The organism is Clostridium autoethanogenum DSM 10061 (assembly GCF_001484725.1).
In the GTDB taxonomy this organism is placed as follows: Bacteria; Bacillota; Clostridia; order Clostridiales; family Clostridiaceae; genus Clostridium_B; species Clostridium_B ljungdahlii.
Genome location: NZ_CP012395.1, coordinates 1090128 through 1107376 on the forward strand (window position 1 = coordinate 1090128; position 17249 = coordinate 1107376).

Here is a 17249-nt window from a genome sequence, read left to right on the forward strand (position 1 = left end):
GATATATCACTTTTTAAACATATAATTAAATTACTTTATTCAGCAATAATTTTAAATAATCTTCAATTTTTTTTATCAATTCTTGCTTAGAAAAATAGTCTAATAAATAAGTTCCACCTAATATATTCAAATATCTAATGGATTCTTTAAAAACATTTCTATTAATTTTTACACCATTTTTTTCAAAGTTATTTATTGTAATTAATAAAGCTTTACGAATTTTCTCATTACTAGAAAAATTACTTGAAAAAAGATATAACGACTTTGTAATAAAGTCGGTTTTAAAATAATCCATAAGTATAAATGGATCTTCAAACGAATCATCATACGTATATTTTCCTAACCACCAAAGCCTAGAAATAGAATTAGTTATTAATGAACGTCTTTTACTATGAGCGAAAAAATAACGAGCATAAATATTAGTTTTTGAAACTTTTTTTTGATTACTCCAGCGATACTGCATATATTCATAAAATATACCATGTGCTAATCCTGCCCATAATCTTTCATCACTTGCTTGCATATCGTTTAAATCCATAAGGTTTTTATATAATATAATACTATTATCAACATCTGTCTCTTCAGGCTTATCACAACTCATTTTCAATTTAAACTCTGGAACTTCTTTTTTAAACTCTATAAATGGAGAAATATTACCAAAGCACTCATAAACCCACTGATTATTTGAGGAAGAATAGTTATCAATGTTTTCTTCAAATGTTTCTTTTAATGTTTTTAAAGAATCCTCTGACAAAAAATATAAATTCATTTAAACATCTTCCTCCTCACAATCTAAATTCACAATATTATAAAATGCCCGCCTTACAGGAGAATCTAACACTTCTTGAGCTAATTCAAAAGATGTTTTATGTTCCAGAAGCTCCTTATTTAAAGTGCTACCGTTTTTTTGAAATGTTTTTGACATAGAAGCAAACCATTGATAATCGCAGTATGTATCATTACCTTCATTTTTTAAAGTTTCAAATGTATATATAAGAGCTGGGAATATGAGTATAGATTGTAAAGTTGATATAAATGATGGGTTATTAGCTATCTTATTGTAATTATTATAATCATCCTTATTTAAAAGAAGATTTATTTTATCTGAATTTAATTCAATTTTAATTTCAGAGTTATCATCTGCTGCTCGCCTTGATATTGAAAATATTGATTCAACTTTGCCTAAGTCCTCATCTTGCTTTGGGACTTCTATTTTATATGGATCATCAATAGCAATGATATTGCCTTTAAATAAGCAGAAGGATCGATTGCCATAATCACTATTAAACTTTGAATTAAAATAACTGTGAATATCTCGTTTTGCAATTATAAAAGAATTCACGGTAACACTTTCTTTTACTTTATCTAAATATATCTCAAATGTTCCCACAAAGTTCTTTGTTTTTTTAATTATTCTATAAGAAGTGTATGGACATTCAATATGAAATACAAATTCTGCAAAATCATTGAGGATCATCTCATTAAGTTCATCATTTAAAAGTGTTATATTGTATTCAAAAATCAATTTTTTAAATGATTGGGATTTAACAATATCTACTTTTAATGTTGATTCAGTAAAATCATCATTAAAAGTACAAAGAACAGGATAAGGAAAAAGTTTATTTTTTATATCCATATATTTTTGCCTCCAGTGAACAATTTATAGGAAAATTTGCTATAGAAAAACTTAATTTAAATTCAATACCGATCTTTTCCATTTTAGGCATATTTTCTAAATAAATTTTATTACTTCTGACCTTTAATTTTTTATGAGATTCTTTACCAATCATAAAAGCTTCACCTATCTTTGCTTTATCATTTCCTTGTTCACATGACAGATTGATTTCTATATATCCATGGTTAAGAACATTTTTAAGTAAAAAAATCAGTTTATACATATTTAACGTAGGATTAATAGACATCATCCTAATTGACAAAGGCAAAATAATTTTATTTCTAAAAAGCGTGGAATCACCTTCTAAATTTTCATTACGAGATGCTATAGGTGAATATTTTCCTTCTCTATGACCGATACCATGTGAATAACCCTTTATTACTCCATTCTCATTATAATTTCCATGTAAATTACTTATACTATCAATAATGTCATCAGAGGAACCATCTTCAACTTGCCCATTAGAATCATTTTTTATCTGTGTACGTTTTATTAATACGTTACCTGTACGGTAATTAAGTCCTTCACTATTTACCTTATTTTCAACATCAGTCTGATCTTGTGATAAATCTGGTAAAAACTCTCCGACACCTTCAGCATCAACTTGATCTGTAACAGTTCCTTGCCCCTTTTCAATAATAAATTGTTTAATATCATGTCTCATTTGATGTAATATTTTTTTATATTTCAAAGCATTTTTTTTACATCTGTCAGGTTCCAGACCATTATGTTGGGGATTTTCCATATCTCTAAAAAATTGGTTTGTTTTTTCATCAGCCGTAGTTACAATACCTGCAAAATATATCGAACTGGGCATATGATCCTGGTCATATATTTTCATACCATTACTTCTACTCATTAAAATTCTTCGTTTAAAATCTTTATTAAATAAAATTCTAAGGTTTATATTTCCTATATCACCTATACCAATTTGGGTAGACACACATTTATCACTAACTAAAACTTTATAATAATCATTAGCATATTTAAGATCTGTAGAGTATTTTTTCATTATGTGCGACAAAGAATCCTTATTTATTTTTTTATCATTTACAATCACATCTAATGTTTTACTATATATTGACAGAATGAAATTTTCCAAAACAGAACATATTATTTGTTTTTCAAAGTCAATATCACATTTAAACGCAGAAATATAGATGTCTGTTCCACTACTAGTGCGATTAAATCCAGGGTCCAAATTTAACAGTTCAAATATTGGATATTGGTTATTTCCAAAATACCCAATACTCTCTACAAAATTCTCGTTTTCATTTTTAAAAGAAATTAATTTGGAAACACCTTGAGATGCGCTCTTTCCTGTATAATCAAGTGTACTATAAAAAACTGTTCTAAATTCTGAACAAGCAAAAGGTGCATTTTTACCTATTCCAAAACTGCCAGCAGAATCTTTATCCTTATCTGATATACCATCAGAATAAATTAAGCCTGTCCATGGATTTATTTTATCAATTTCATCAGAGCCCGATAATCCCATAGTATTATAGTCGCTTATTCTAAGCATTCTTAGTTTTTCATTATTAAATAATTCAATGTTATTATGAAAAAAATTAGAAGTTCTTTTATTGTCCATATTAGTACAGCTAAATTTTTCACACAGTTTAAATATCTTCAACAACCTTTCTCCATCAGGAAACTTATTAGTTGAAATATCAAAGCTTCTAAATTCAACAACAACAGGTAAAGTTTTATCTTTGGCCGCATCTAATGAGTTTTGACAAACTTCACGCACAAGTGAACTTACTGGACTTCCATTAAAAGTTTCTATTCCTGCTTCACTTAATCCTGTTCTATGCATTGTATTACTTTCAGGAAATAACCAACTACCATTCATATACTAACCCTCACAATTCACTTGAAATTTATATCTAAATATTTTTCATATCAATCCTACATTTTTCTAATTTATTACTAATACATCTTATAACTATATAAACTACAAATTAAATCTTAAAATTTTTAAAAACTACATTTTTATTATAGTACAAGTTCTATTTATTTTTCATAAATATGTAAAATAATCTACTGTTTTTCTTTTAAAGTTAAAAACTACGTAAGTTTTAACTATTTACAAATATGGAAGGGTATTCGCATAAATCACAAATTTACTACAAATCTTTTTTCATATTTTGCACTCATAAATTCAAATTTTTTATTCTAGAAATTTCAGTTATAACATTAAATATTACTTTATATTCTTCTTTTGCAATTCATATGGTAGTTCCATATATCCCTTTATCTAATACAGAAACTAACCAACTTTCTTTTTTTGAATTAATGTAACATGTAATAAATAGTAGTACTACAATGAAAGCAAATAAAAGAATTAAATATTTAAAATACTTAAAAAGTAAAGCTTTATCTTCCATAAGTAATTTTAAATTACTAGAAAAACTCTTAGTTCCATAGACATGAATAATATTTTGACAATGTTCTGAACTCATAGCAAAAGCAAGTACAAGATCTAAAGCGTATTTATTACTTTTAGATATTTAATAGCCATCCTTTTTCATCTTTATTTTATTGATCAATTTAAAGATAACATTAAAAAATAAGCTTAAAATTTGATATAATTTGATTATTCTTTTGGAAAATTAAATCATATTCTTATACAAAATATAATTCTAATCTATTATTCTTCAAGCTTTTATTGCTGCATTTTGTTTGCTTATAACACACTTATAATATTTTGCAACCATTTTTTTTTATCTTCTTGTTTTCTTGGACTAGCATGACTATATAAATGTGCAGCAATTCCTTTAATTTTTTCTGAAGGAATGAATTTCATATATCGGCTAGTTAATAACATTAATCTTGTATCTAGTCCCCATGCTAAAATAATTGGGGCATCATTACCAACGCTAAATGCCAATTGTTTTTCACATATTCTTTGCTTCGAAAATATACTATGTATATCACTAAAATATTTATCTTCAAATGATTTTACTTTTTTAAAAAAACTGTTACTATCTCCATCTCGTATATCTGATAAGTTAATAACTCTTACATTCTTCCATCCCTTATAATTCATCAACCTCATAATTTGGAATTGAGCCTTATCTGGATCTGCTAATACCAAATTAACCTTCAATATATTTCTACATAAACTTTCTAATTGAATTTGTTGTGGTGCATAATTTATTGGTTTACTCCCTCCTTGGTTCATCATTATAACAAGTGCATCTGGAACATGCATATATAATTTGTTAGAAAAATTTAAAGCACAATCTTTTTTAACTATTTCCAAAGCATTTCTACATTCAAGCAATTTCTTGCTATATTTATATACATTGTAAAAAGAACCATAAACCTTATATTCTTTTTTTATCTCTTTATCCTTAATAAATTCAATCATTTTTACCCTCCAAAACTTCTATCGGTAATAAATATCATTTGATATAGCATATGTTTATATTATTGTAATTTTGTCAACAATTTTTATGATTAAACACTTCCATATATCACAAGTTTGCTAACTTTGCCGGACTGTCCAATGTAATAATTTGCAGACGCCAAAACTTGTTGATACTTTAGAGGCATTTCTATACTCTTACTTATTGCTGGCTGAACAATAACAATTATCCCTTTAAATATTAAGTTAGGGCTTTTTATTTCTTTTGAGAACTTTCTGAATTCTCCCTTTAAAAACTTACAATGTTTACTACTTCTCCTGGACTTCATCTTCTGTAATAACGTTTGTTTTGATTTCAACCAAATTGTTGATTTAACTGCCTGCCCAACTACTTCATACAAGTCATTCATTGAACTATTAAATTGCTCTCCTTTTTTGCTTTTTACATGAAATAAACTAACTATCATATTATTGTCTTTAATTTCAACGGCAATATAGTCCGCAATTTCCCCTTTAGAATGATCATAAATAATATATTTGTAATTAAAATTTTTTTGCAAAATTTCTTGCAAAGATTTTTGTATAGACTTGCCTATTGGATGGTAAGTTGAGTCATTCACCTCAATCTCAATGTTTGTACCATATTTTTCTTTCCAATCAATACCTACAATATTACTATCATCATATACAATAGCATTTGAATCACCACGTAATACTTCTGAACCTTGTATAACTGAATCATCTGTTGTACGCATAATGATTGGATTCTCATTAAAATATTCACATAAAGAAATCTTATCTCTTCCTTGCCAAACATAAAATATATCTTGATTTGTACTACACTTTCCTTTCAAATCACAAGATATCACTTCTTCAATTTCTCCATATTTAACTGAGATATTTACTATATCACTTTGAATGCTATTTATATTCATTGATAAATCTGTAATGAATCTTATAGCTTGCTTCTTATCTTTTAACTCAATAAGTGGATCAGAACTATAAGTTTTACCATCAAAATCAACCAAAAATATATTATCTTCATACTTTTGCAATTTTTGCGGCATAGGTAGGAAATCATAATTCGTTCCAGTTTGAACTTTTAATTTAGAATTAACAATTTTCCTTCCATTATTATCACACCATTTTATATATTCTTGCAATGACAAGTATGCACTACTCCACATTTTAGAACCACTACTATAACCTATTGTTATTTCACTATCTTTAAGATTCGCTTTACAAAAGACATGCCCTGGAGAGTACATTCTTCCAGTACTTCTATCTATAGTCTGGCTAACATCTGAGCCTGCAGAAATCTTATAAGATTCTCCTGATTCATTATATCGATTTAACATACCAGAGTTAAATATATCAAAATCATTCAGACCAGCTAAAACCCTATTCATATCATAACGAGGTATCTTTTCATATCTACTTGTAAAACTCTCTACAATACTTTCATACATAGCCTCACTTTTTATTTGTGAATAGATAAAAAGTAGCTTTGTTTCCTTCTGATAATGTACAATATATAATAAGTGTTCTTCATTTTTAATCAAATCTGAATCCAACCATTTTGGTGTTGATAACCCTTTAGCCACTGCAACAATGGTATTTTCTTTCTTATTTACGTAAGGTTCTATTTCTAAATTACAACTTTTAGGTAAATCATTGTTTATATTAAAATCTTTTACTCTGTATATTTTGGCATGACAATTTGGTCGTACACCATATAGAGAAAAATTACTTAAAGTTGCTTTTTTATCTGATGTTTGCTGATATTCTTCAATATATTCCTTATTTTCAGCTTCACGTCTAATCTTACTTTCGCTTATATCAACTATAATATCTTGCCATATAGCATCGGATGCATATAGCTTCTTATTTTCAATTATAAGATCTTCATCATTCATTGCTATAAATTTTGCTGCTCCTACATTAATCGCATTTGTTCTTGCAAATCTTCCAATAAATTGCAAAGTATTAGCTAAAGACCTATGAGCTACATGAATAGCTGCAATTTTTAAATTTGGAAAATCAAACCCTTCTCCCAACATATCAACACAAATTATTCCGTCTATCTCGCCCTTCTTTAATTTTCTAATAAATTGTTTAGCTATAGCATTAGACATAGAGCTATCTATTCTTCTCAATCTTAATGATGTCTCTGATGAATATAATTTTTCTAATTGTTTTGCTTTATCCTTCGTATCTGTTCTAACCATTATACAATGCTTATATCCTTGAGCTTTATCAGCTAGAAAAATTTCTTCTGCTTTACGAGCAATTAATACATCCTTATTTTCTAAATCTTTATCAATTGGTATGTATGTAATTTCACCAAATATTTCATCCTGATATGCTAAAGCAAGTGAATATTTAAAAATTAGGTTTCCTTTTATTTCTTTTCGATCCATTCGAAATGGTGTTGCCGTAAAAAGTATCTGTCTAGCTCCTATTGTACTTATCAGAATTTGTTGCCAAGTACGTGCTGGAGAATGATGTGCTTCATCTATTAGAACCAAATCAAATTCAACAGTCTTATTTTCTAATATAGAGTTTGCTCCCTGTGGCGTTGCTACAATAACATCTGCCTCTAAGCAAGTTTGTTCATAACTACTATCATATAGATGTTGTAATTCAATCACTACTGGTTTTGCCATTTTTTTAGGCACAACCTCTGCTTTTATTAAGGTATTCAGATTAGAAAAATCCTCAAATATTTGCTCTCTTACCATTCTACTTGGTGTTACAACTAGTACCTTTTTACTACGTAAAATATAGGGTGACATCATTAACACTGCTGTCTTTCCTGAACCTGTTGGCATTACAACAATTCCAGGATTTTTCTTCTCAATAGTAAAGTATGATGCTATTGCATGTATCGCACCAATCTGTGCATTTCTTAACCCAGGTATTGTTTCATTGCCTATAGGATATTTTATAAAATTATAATTATCTGAAAAATACATTCAAATGACACCTCATTTCTTATGTACATTAACGTTTTAGTGCTCCCTTCAATTACACCCTATATCTCAATTTTTGATTTTGCCTTCCTCTATAATCTTTAAATTTCTTTAATATACTCTTTATATATCTTTCTATTATCATATTTACTTAAACTTCATAAAAATTCAATTTTTTTATTATATAAGTCTCATTAAATATATCCCGTCACACCACATTTTTTAATAATCTCTATAACTTTTCAATATTACTATGTTGCAACCTTATTTATGCTACTGTTTTTCTATACGTATCTCAGTTTTGCATAATCTATGAACTGATACTATCCCTCTAAATTTTATTTAACTTTTGTCTAATCATATTAACTTCTAAATATAAACATTATCTAGATTACATTCCCACTCCAGATACACCCACAATTTAATTATTATATATATTTCTACAAAAAAACTATATTTCCTCTAAATTATGGTCATAATGCATAAAATAGCAAATATAATTTACATATACCTAGAAGCATCAAAATTAAACCTCTAAGGGCGTAAAGACTATTGCTTCTTCTTTGCAAAATGTTGCATATAAAATGTATATTATAGATATTGATAAAAGTAATTACACATATTTTGAAAATTAAACAAAAGCACCACAAAATTCAGCTTGAATAATGTGGTGTTCAATTAAAATATTCAATTTTTATAATCAATTTATTAAAAAAAGTAATTTAGTAAATTATCAGTACCCTTTGTATTATCTACTTTATTTAATTGAAAATTATACTTAATTTCACTTTCAAGTTCTAATTGTTCATAATAATTTTCTATTTGATGCTGCTCTTCATCATCATCTTCTTGTTTTTTCTTTTGTTTTAATTCTCTAGCTTTTTCAATTTCAGCTAGTTTCTTAGGTGATGGTACAGATCCGCAACTTTCAACCCATAATCCATCTTCATTAAAAGTTATAGTAGCTGGGGTTGGAATATCACCTCGAGCTGCAAGAAAACTATTATGAGCAGGCTGCTGTGCAAAAAATCTTTTATAACACTGTCAACATACTTCTTTTTTTCTGGATTAGCAGCCATTTCTTTCTGCAATTTAAGTGGTATTGTTATAGTTGTCATTGTTCCAAATTCATCACAAACAACACTTGTAGAATTATGTTTACCGTCTAAACTACTAATTAAGTCTTGTTCATTCATTATTTCCTTAAAATCACACTTAGTATTTACCTGCTGCTTTAAGTTTCTTTCTAAGTTAAAATTATTGTTTAACAGACTACTTACTTTTTCCATGGCAAATTCCACCCTCCATAAAATACACATATCATTTACTGTATCTTTTTAGAAATAATATTCGTAATATTAACTCCATAGTTATTACATAAGTGTTTTAAATATATATTATTTTTAAATATCACGCTATTAACTTTTTATAGCTAATCTCTATAGTGCAAGTCAACCATTTACATCCTGCTAAATAAAACAGGGAAAATTGGACTTCTCCAATACGATCATATGCCATAAAATCTACCCCTTATTTTTATGCTTTTTTACACTAATTTCACCTTTAACTTGAATAGTATCTTTATCATTATTTTGCTCTTTTGAATCAACTTTATTATGTACTTCAACTGTTTTATCATCTGCATTACGCTTATTTTCTGTAGGTTTTGTCGGATTATCTTTTTCCTTGAGTTTATCCAATTGCTTTTTATATTCTCCAATTCCTTTTTGAATTAACTTTGCACTTTGTGATGTTTTTTTTATCTCAGACGAAGTATAATTTAATGCTATTTCAGCTTGTCCCATATTTCCTTTTGCTTTAGCCTTTTTATATTCAGAATATGCAACTCTTCCATTTCTTTCATGAAACGAAGCTGACATAAGTCCCATCATAACTTCTTTATTTATACTCTGAGATTTGTCATAAGCTTCTTCTTCCGTTTCTTGTTTAGTATCTTCTTTAGTTTCTGATTTTTTATCCAACTTATTAGACTTTTCTTCTAACAAACGTTTTTGAATTTCCTTAATTGACTCATCTTTTGTTTCTTCAGAAACATCACTTTCCTCAATTTTTTTCATTTGCTGCTGCAGCTGTAATTTTTCTTTATCTAGAGAACTTGACTTGCCAATGCTAGTACTTGCTTTATGTTTCATATTATTAATCATTGTATTTGATATAATATTTATTTTCATGTATATACCTCCATTTCGTCAAATAAAATTATATATAAATTCTCGGAAAGTATTTACTTAAAATAATATATATTGTTGTGAACATGCTTTTATTTGTAGTGAATATATATCAAATTTGAAACATAATATTTAATATAAACATATTTTCTCTGCTTTCAACATATGTATTTCCAAAATATTTGTCCGCAATATTTTGTATGTTCATCATACCTATTCCATGATTTACGTAATCACATTTATCAGTAGAAATATGCTTCTCTTTTATATAGCCTTTCATACTATTTTTTATTTCAAACACTATAAATGATTTATTAATAGTACTCGTTATATGTATGTATTTTTTTATGCTATTATCTGTAATTTTTTCACAAGCTTCTATCGCATTATCCAATGCATTACCAAGTACTATACATAAATCAAAAGGATCAACTTTTATTTTACTAGGTATCTTGGCATCACACTTAAAATCTATCCCTTTGTCTATACTTATATTATATTTCTCACTTATAACGGCATCTGCAAATGAATTTCCTGTATTTACACTTAAACTAATTTTTTCTAATGAACTGGTTATTTTTTTCAAATAGTTTTCTGTACTTTTTATGTCACCCTGAAGTAATAAATTTTTGATACAAATCAAATGATTATTTATATCATGTCTAAATGTTCTTGTATTTCTAATTTGTACTTGTAAATCTTTGTAATGCTGAGTTTGTATGCTAAATTGTTGTTTTAAGAGTAATTCCCTTTCTCTTATAATAGTTTCTTGTGCAATTTTAGCTAAAGTTATTACTGTAAACACGGCACAAATTAATCCAGTGAATGCAAACCCCAACATCTTGATATTACCTATTAAAGAATCTCTCATATTATTTTTATAATAGAGTTTAAAGTATTCACATATTAATGATACTATGAATACATTAGGAACAACAAAAAATATCGTATACTTAAAATTCTTAAATTTATAATCAAAATAATGATTTTTCACTATAAAATTGAGTATTAAGAGATACAACAATTGTAAAATAATTAAAAATATATAATTAATTATTGCTCTCACTTGTTCTGTTTCATAAGATGAATTTGCTATAATAACGTAATAATCTATCATATAAGCCACAGGAATTGTGACATACTGAATAAGTTCATTGAAACAAACATATGCTATAGTTATTATGATTTTTTTTAGGTATGTACCTTTACAAAATATTAAAGAAAAGATAAAAATCCATATAGCTGTTGGTATCCATTGATACACACTTTCAATGTTAAACTTACTTACAATTAGAAAAGGTATATTACATGTTATTAACATTAATATAATTACATACTGGGATTTTACTTTAAATCTTAAAAATTTTTCTAGTAATATATATGGAATAAAGAAATTCAGTATACATGAAGCAAAAAATAATAGATTTTTTATTATACTAAAAACAAGCATATTCTATACTCTGCCTTTCTTTATATATCTTAAAAACGCTCTAGAAAATTCATCATATTTACCTTTTGCTAATATTATTTTTGTATTATTATCAAGCACTATTTCAGTCTTGTTAAATTTCATTACATATTTAAAGTTTACTATGTAACTCCTATGACACCTAAAGAAACTTTCTTTAGGAACCTGTTTTTCCACATTTGCTATCTTATCATAATACTGTATAATTTGTTTTTCAGTATGTATACTTATAATTCTATTTTGTACCTCAAAAAAACTTATATCATCTAAAAGTACCTTTATTGTAGTATTTTTTCCCTTATTAACTATAATGCACTTTTCATTATTTTTTTCATCATCAAACATCTTTAAAATTCTATCTACAACTTCTAATATTTTTTTCTCATCTACAGGCTTTATAAGATACTGAAATGCACATACATCAAAGGCTTCAAAAACATATTCTCTAAAAGCCGTTATAAAAATAATCTTGGTAGTATTATTGTTTTTTCTTATTTTTTTAGCTATATCTATTCCAGAAAGCTTGTCCAGCTTTATATCTAAGAACACAATATCAAAATAGTATCCAGAAGAAATCAATTTTTCTCCACTACTATACTCTTCTATCTCATAACAAATATTGTCATAATTATTTTCTAAAACATTTCTAACTTTCTTTACAATATCTATCCTTTGAAATACTTCGTCATCACAAACTGCAATTTTAATCATAAGTGCCTTCCTTTCTATAACCAACTTTTATTATTTTATCATATATCTATAGATATAGGTTTACGCCCATCCGCATGAGTATTTAATACAAATCACCCTTTAAATACTTGCCTTGCTGCTTCATAAAGCAGAAAAAATTTGTACTTCTCCATAATTTGCTGTAAATTAATAATTATTAATTTAAATATTTTAAGGAGTAAAGATATGAAGGGAACTATTCAAAATTTAAATATAAATGAGCATCATTGTTCACTATACCTTCCACCTAACTATAATATACTTGATGTTAATTATCCTGTTGTATACATGAATGGAGATAATAATACGGAAGAAATAATAAATTCTATAGAATCTCATTTTGATGTAGACTGCAGTGGTTTTATACTTATAAGTATTGAATCAAAAAACTGGAATCATGATTTTTCTCCATGGCCTGCACCAGCCTTATCAAAAAACAGAGAAGACTTTAGTGGAGGTGCCTATGAATATCTAAGCAGCCTTACTAAAGTTATCAAACCTTTTATATATGCACATTACAGGACAAAAACTGAACCTGAAAACACTGTACTAATTGGATATTCCCTAGGTGGACTTGCGACTTTATACAGCCTTTACCTATTTGGAATCTTTGGAAAAGTAGGAAGCTTGTCTGGTTCATTATGGTATGATGGGTGGATTGAATTCATGAGTTCCAATTCTCCTATAAATACTGCTTCAAAAGTATACCTTTCTCTTGGCAAAAGTGAAGAACGCAGTAGAAATCAACATATGGCCAAAGTTGGAGATTGTACTCAAAAGACCTTTTCTATATTGTCAAAGCAGCTTGTCTCTGCAGAAAACATACTACTGGAATGGAATAATGGCGGCCATTTTACTGAAATTTCTAAAAGATTTAGTAAAGCACTGTTATGGCTTATGCATATATAAGTATACTGAATGGAATAGGCTTCCACCATAGCTTTCTCACCATCCTATATCTATATTCTATCATAGGCTAACCTTATTTAAACGAAAAGTCTTGAATATTAAAATTATAGATTTCCTGAGGTACGAAAGAAATCATCTTTATTTGTTCTTTGAACCTTGTTATTTTCAAAAGCTTTGCTTCGCAGAGTTTTTATTATATGATTGTAATATGATATTCATATATAAAAATATGCAAATACAAATAAAATTGGAGGCATTAATGATGAATAAAACATCAAATATATCTCATTATGATATTAAACTTAATGAGGTAAAAGAAGTGCTTTATAATTCGCTTCTAAACAATTATGGTATAAAAGAAATATTGAAATTAGCTCATAATTATTTAAAAAATGCTATTACCATTTGTAATTCCACTTATTCCATAATAGAAAACTATCCTAAAAGTGAATATATAGAATTGCTTGATGATAAAAATGGGACCCTCTACTTGCCATTAACTAATTTAAAAACCATGCAAAAAGAAAAACTTATGGAGAAAATTTTTGAAGCAAAAAGTGCATTTTTCTTTGAATCTAAATATTATAATTACCACATGATTTTCTGTCCAATACGTATTCGTAAATCAGTGGTTGGCTATATCTGTGTACGTGACACAAATAGAAATTTTACTGATTTGGATATTGCAATCGTAGATATTTTATCAGGTATTTTATCCCTAGAGATGCAGAAATGTGATTTTTATTATGGAACCTATGAAGCTCAATCTGAATATCTCTTAAGTGATTTAATAGAGAAGACAATTGATAACCCTGAATACTTCAAGGAGCGCTTTAATCAATTAGGACATCCTCTTTTATCTAACTTCTGGTTCTTAATAATTTCAAGTACTGATAAAAAGGATTACAATTCTTCTAAAGCAAGCTATCTGCAAAATCAATTGCATGTTATTTTTCCAGCAGATTTAGTAGCCTACTATAATAGGCATTTAACTGTACTTATTAGCAAAAATTCAAATGAACCCTTTAGTCAATTAGAAAAATTTAAGCTCAACAGTTTTCTTCATTTCAATTATTTTATTGGCTCCTTAAGTTATTGCTGTACTAACCTTTTAAATCTTCGCCAATACTATCATCAAGCATATAATCTTTTAAATACTCCATCTGTAGTAGAAAAAGCTTCTAAGTCCAATCAATCTATTATATATTATGAAAATGAAGTAACAGACTCCCTTCTGCTGCATTGTATTGATAGACACTTTTTATTTGCTGCAATTCATCCAGATATTCTTTTTTTACTTGAACATGATAAAAAATTCAACAGTGAACTGTTTTTAACTTTGCGTACATATTTGGAGCAAAATCGCAATTCAGTGAAAACTTCAAAAGCACTTCATATTCATAAAAGTACATTTTTTTATCGTCTAAATAAAATCACAGAATTGCTTCATTTGTCACTAAATAATTATGAAAGATTATATAATTATGAACTTTCTCTTCATATTCTTGATTACTTAAATTTAACAGATACAAATAAATAATGCGAAGTAAGAGTACCTTGGAACATTAAACAAAGATAATAAATCTAAATTGTTCCTTTATCACTGTTACTTCGCTCTAAGAATAGATCAAGATAAAATTTTCTCTGCACCTTGGGAATTTTGATTCAATATAAAATTATATAGTTTTAAATTGTATTTTTTCATATTTCTCTAGTTTTTTATTTACAACTGCTCTTTTTTCTGAATCACTGAAAAATCCACCTTGTGTTTCCTTGATTTCTTCTAAGTGCTTTGCACGGCCAGCTACAGTTGTTCTGTCTTTTAACAAACCATCCTTCTGAATTACAAACTTCCACTTTCCATCTTCCGTCTTTTCTAAATTTCCACCGGCTCCACATACCTGACATTCAACTGGGTAATGAGTTCCATCCCACTGCTTTTCTCCAAGAACCAATGCATTTGAATGACAATTTGGACACCACCCCATATCTTCATCACCAAGCCATGTTCTTTTTTCTTCCGGAGTATTTACAGCTTTCATAATATTATCTCCAATTTTAGCTGCACGCGCAATAAGTTTATCATCAAGCAAACACTGTGCAGGTGCTGGAACCCTTGTTGCAAGAAGCATATCAACGACTTTGAAATCACAGGTAAACATAGTTGCTTGCATACTTTCAAGTGCCATAGATTGCCATGAACGTGTGGAACCGCCAACTGCAATTAATGCACTAACTCTAGCTTTGTGTTCAATAGCCCCTATTGTTTCTAAGAACGATGTCTCACAACTTAAATTTCTTGTCATAAATCTTAAATAAGTAGCACATGTTATAAGATCATAAGTTGGAGAAGGAAAAATAACTGCATCAGCATTTAACATTACCTCATTGATTTTTTTCTTGTCATCCTTCTTATCTAAAACACATCCAATATATTTACCTTCAGACATAGCTTTGGTACATGAAGTACATCCTGTACAATCCATAATATTATAATCTCTAAGGTTTATCATAGTTACATCTGAGCCTTGATTTTCACAACTTAATAATGCTTCCTTTAATAAAATTTCACTGTTGCTATTTTTACGCCCTGCTGTAATGCCTAATATTTTTTTACTCATCCTTACTTTTCCTCCTAAATAAATTTTCTATTTTTATCTGCATTTTGTTTACAATAACACCAACATACCATACTCCAACAAGCATAGCTGCACCTATCTGAACTGGCAGTGTTCCTAACTTTCCATATCCTACTGGTGCAAGTATAGTAAGACCAATTGCCCATCCACAAAGCAGTGCTGGACAAAAAACCCACCTTTCTAACAATGCTGAAATTATCACTCCAAGTCCACCTAAAATAAAAAGCGTTATAAATAAATTTATATCTTTATTAAAAGGCAAATAATTCATAATAAAAAGTGCAAATGCTGCCCAAAAATCTCCCATTAAAAAGCCAAAAGAAATTTTAACAGCATCTGAAGCTTTATTTCCATTTGTTACATACAAACCTGCACAAATAAGTGCAACTGCACCAGTTGTAACACCTACATATGGTGCAAGCACTGCCCAAATTGGCGGAAATAGCGCAATACAAAAAGCTAATATAAATACCCCTCGTTTTAATTTTTTCATCTCTTACCAGTTATCCTTTTCTTCTGAGTATACTTTGGGAAGAATTGCTGTAAGATTAGAAAATTCTTTAATGTTATGTCCAAATAGCATTTTAGGCATTATATCCGGCACAGCCGCTCCATCAGGAATTAACTTAACAACTTTTCCTTCTTTATTAAGACCATATCCCATCCAAAATCTTGACTCAAGAATAATACCACCATCTACTTTTCTACACTTATGTGTCATAAAAGCTGGTGCCTTGCCCTCTCCTACTGCACATACCATAGCAGCACATCCTTTTGTGCCAATTTTATTCATATCATAACCTAAATCACCTGGTTTTTTAAAGCAAAGTGTCAGCGGATCTGGTCCCATACCAATGTCCTCTAAAATACTATGATTTACTCCCCAAGTTTTCTCGCTGCAAGGTACTTTAGGATCTTTTACATACTCAGGTTTATCCGCTCTTGCATAATAATGATCCTCTTTATCCCAAATTTTATAACGCAGATCACTTCCTATTGAATGCCATCCAAACCACCAACTAAACATCTCAGGTGTAACACCTTCCATATAAGTTGAATTAGTTACATAACCTGTGCCATTTTGGGCTACACAGTATCCAACCTGAAAGCCAGGCACCTCTTCCTCTAAAAACAAGTTACGGTTTTCTATAGCTAAAGCTCCTCTATTATCTGCTGCGGGACCATTCCATATATCTAACTTTTCCTGTGGAATCTCAGCAAGCGGCATATAATAATATTTTGCATAAGGTAATTTTTTCTCTTCCTCTGTAATTACACTTGACATCTATCTTTCC

The 17249-nt window shown here is 28.4% G+C and carries 14 protein-coding genes; 2 read left to right on the forward strand and 12 right to left on the reverse strand.

Annotated elements, in window-relative coordinates; genetic code table 11:
- Nucleotides 1–25: 25 nt before the first annotated feature.
- The 9 genes from CLAU_RS04815 to CLAU_RS04855 form a co-directional block, all read right to left on the reverse strand.
- Nucleotides 26–769 (reverse strand): DUF6339 family protein, encoded by a 744-nt coding sequence (locus CLAU_RS04815; protein ID WP_023162062.1) that lies wholly within the window; start codon nucleotides 767–769, stop codon nucleotides 26–28.
- Entirely contained in the window at nucleotides 770–1636 is an 867-nt protein-coding gene (locus CLAU_RS04820; protein ID WP_023162063.1) for a hypothetical protein, read from the reverse strand.
- Entirely contained in the window at nucleotides 1620–3530 is a 1911-nt protein-coding gene (locus CLAU_RS04825) for a hypothetical protein (protein ID WP_023162064.1), read from the reverse strand. The genes CLAU_RS04820 and CLAU_RS04825 overlap by 17 nt, the downstream gene beginning before the upstream one ends.
- A gap of 834 nt (nucleotides 3531–4364) precedes the next feature.
- The gene (locus tag CLAU_RS04830) at nucleotides 4365–5051 is read right to left on the reverse strand and encodes a hypothetical protein (protein ID WP_023162065.1); all 687 of its coding nucleotides are present in this window, start codon (nucleotides 5049–5051) and stop codon (nucleotides 4365–4367) included.
- An 89-nt stretch (nucleotides 5052–5140) separates the two neighbouring features.
- Complete coding sequence (locus tag CLAU_RS04835) at nucleotides 5141–8023, reverse strand: DEAD/DEAH box helicase (protein WP_023162066.1); 2883 nt, start codon at nucleotides 8021–8023, stop codon at nucleotides 5141–5143.
- A gap of 953 nt (nucleotides 8024–8976) precedes the next feature.
- On the reverse strand, nucleotides 8977–9309 hold the full coding sequence (locus CLAU_RS04840; protein WP_023162067.1) for a hypothetical protein: 333 nt from the start codon (nucleotides 9307–9309) through the stop codon (nucleotides 8977–8979).
- Between the two features lie 234 nt (nucleotides 9310–9543).
- On the reverse strand, nucleotides 9544–10212 hold the full coding sequence (locus CLAU_RS04845) for a hypothetical protein (protein WP_029169994.1): 669 nt from the start codon (nucleotides 10210–10212) through the stop codon (nucleotides 9544–9546).
- Between the two features lie 109 nt (nucleotides 10213–10321).
- Nucleotides 10322–11659 (reverse strand): sensor histidine kinase, encoded by a 1338-nt coding sequence (locus tag CLAU_RS04850; RefSeq protein WP_023162070.1) that lies wholly within the window; start codon nucleotides 11657–11659, stop codon nucleotides 10322–10324.
- A 3-nt stretch (nucleotides 11660–11662) separates the two neighbouring features.
- Complete coding sequence (locus CLAU_RS04855) at nucleotides 11663–12388, reverse strand: LytR/AlgR family response regulator transcription factor (RefSeq protein ID WP_023162071.1); 726 nt, start codon at nucleotides 12386–12388, stop codon at nucleotides 11663–11665.
- A 204-nt stretch (nucleotides 12389–12592) separates the two neighbouring features.
- On the opposite strand from CLAU_RS04855, the gene CLAU_RS04860 reads away from it, so the two are divergent.
- The gene (locus tag CLAU_RS04860; protein WP_023162072.1) at nucleotides 12593–13315 is read left to right on the forward strand and encodes an alpha/beta hydrolase; all 723 of its coding nucleotides are present in this window, start codon (nucleotides 12593–12595) and stop codon (nucleotides 13313–13315) included.
- Between the two features lie 262 nt (nucleotides 13316–13577).
- Nucleotides 13578–14855 (forward strand): PucR family transcriptional regulator, encoded by a 1278-nt coding sequence (locus tag CLAU_RS04865; protein ID WP_029169995.1) that lies wholly within the window; start codon nucleotides 13578–13580, stop codon nucleotides 14853–14855.
- A 136-nt stretch (nucleotides 14856–14991) separates the two neighbouring features.
- Here the strand turns inward: CLAU_RS04865 and CLAU_RS04870 are convergent, their stop codons facing one another.
- Genes CLAU_RS04870 through CLAU_RS04880 form a run of 3 tightly spaced genes read right to left on the reverse strand, consistent with a single transcriptional unit; the run spans nucleotide 14992 to nucleotide 17239 of the window.
- Complete coding sequence (locus tag CLAU_RS04870; protein ID WP_023162073.1) at nucleotides 14992–15936, reverse strand: flavodoxin family protein; 945 nt, start codon at nucleotides 15934–15936, stop codon at nucleotides 14992–14994.
- A complete protein-coding gene (locus CLAU_RS04875; protein WP_013239661.1) occupies nucleotides 15929–16447 on the reverse strand; it encodes a DUF1097 domain-containing protein in 519 nt (172 codons plus the stop codon). The genes CLAU_RS04870 and CLAU_RS04875 overlap by 8 nt, the downstream gene beginning before the upstream one ends.
- 3 nt (nucleotides 16448–16450) lie before the next feature.
- Nucleotides 16451–17239, reverse strand: a complete 789-nt coding sequence (locus CLAU_RS04880; RefSeq protein ID WP_023162075.1) for a DAPG hydrolase family protein — start codon at nucleotides 17237–17239, stop codon at nucleotides 16451–16453.
- Nucleotides 17240–17249: the final 10 nt, after the last annotated feature.

What these genes read in the sequence shown, in the direction of transcription:
- CLAU_RS04860 (WP_023162072.1), top strand. Translation starts at nt 12,593, where the DNA reads ATGAAGGGAACTATTCAAAATTTAAATATAAATGAGCATCATTGTTCA.
- CLAU_RS04840 (WP_023162067.1), bottom strand. Translation starts at nt 9,309, where the DNA reads ATGGAAAAAGTAAGTAGTCTGTTAAACAATAATTTTAACTTAGAAAGA.
- CLAU_RS04845 (WP_029169994.1), bottom strand. Translation starts at nt 10,212, where the DNA reads ATGAAAATAAATATTATATCAAATACAATGATTAATAATATGAAACAT.
- CLAU_RS04870 (WP_023162073.1), bottom strand. Translation starts at nt 15,936, where the DNA reads ATGAGTAAAAAAATATTAGGCATTACAGCAGGGCGTAAAAATAGCAAC.
- CLAU_RS04865 (WP_029169995.1), top strand. Translation starts at nt 13,578, where the DNA reads ATGAATAAAACATCAAATATATCTCATTATGATATTAAACTTAATGAG.
- CLAU_RS04830 (WP_023162065.1), bottom strand. Translation starts at nt 5,051, where the DNA reads ATGATTGAATTTATTAAGGATAAAGAGATAAAAAAAGAATATAAGGTT.
- CLAU_RS04855 (WP_023162071.1), bottom strand. Translation starts at nt 12,388, where the DNA reads ATGATTAAAATTGCAGTTTGTGATGACGAAGTATTTCAAAGGATAGAT.
- CLAU_RS04815 (WP_023162062.1), bottom strand. Translation starts at nt 769, where the DNA reads ATGAATTTATATTTTTTGTCAGAGGATTCTTTAAAAACATTAAAAGAA.
- CLAU_RS04875 (WP_013239661.1), bottom strand. Translation starts at nt 16,447, where the DNA reads ATGAAAAAATTAAAACGAGGGGTATTTATATTAGCTTTTTGTATTGCG.
- CLAU_RS04850 (WP_023162070.1), bottom strand. Translation starts at nt 11,659, where the DNA reads ATGCTTGTTTTTAGTATAATAAAAAATCTATTATTTTTTGCTTCATGT.
- CLAU_RS04835 (WP_023162066.1), bottom strand. Translation starts at nt 8,023, where the DNA reads ATGTATTTTTCAGATAATTATAATTTTATAAAATATCCTATAGGCAAT.
- CLAU_RS04820 (WP_023162063.1), bottom strand. Translation starts at nt 1,636, where the DNA reads ATGGATATAAAAAATAAACTTTTTCCTTATCCTGTTCTTTGTACTTTT.
- CLAU_RS04825 (WP_023162064.1), bottom strand. Translation starts at nt 3,530, where the DNA reads ATGAATGGTAGTTGGTTATTTCCTGAAAGTAATACAATGCATAGAACA.
- CLAU_RS04880 (WP_023162075.1), bottom strand. Translation starts at nt 17,239, where the DNA reads ATGTCAAGTGTAATTACAGAGGAAGAGAAAAAATTACCTTATGCAAAA.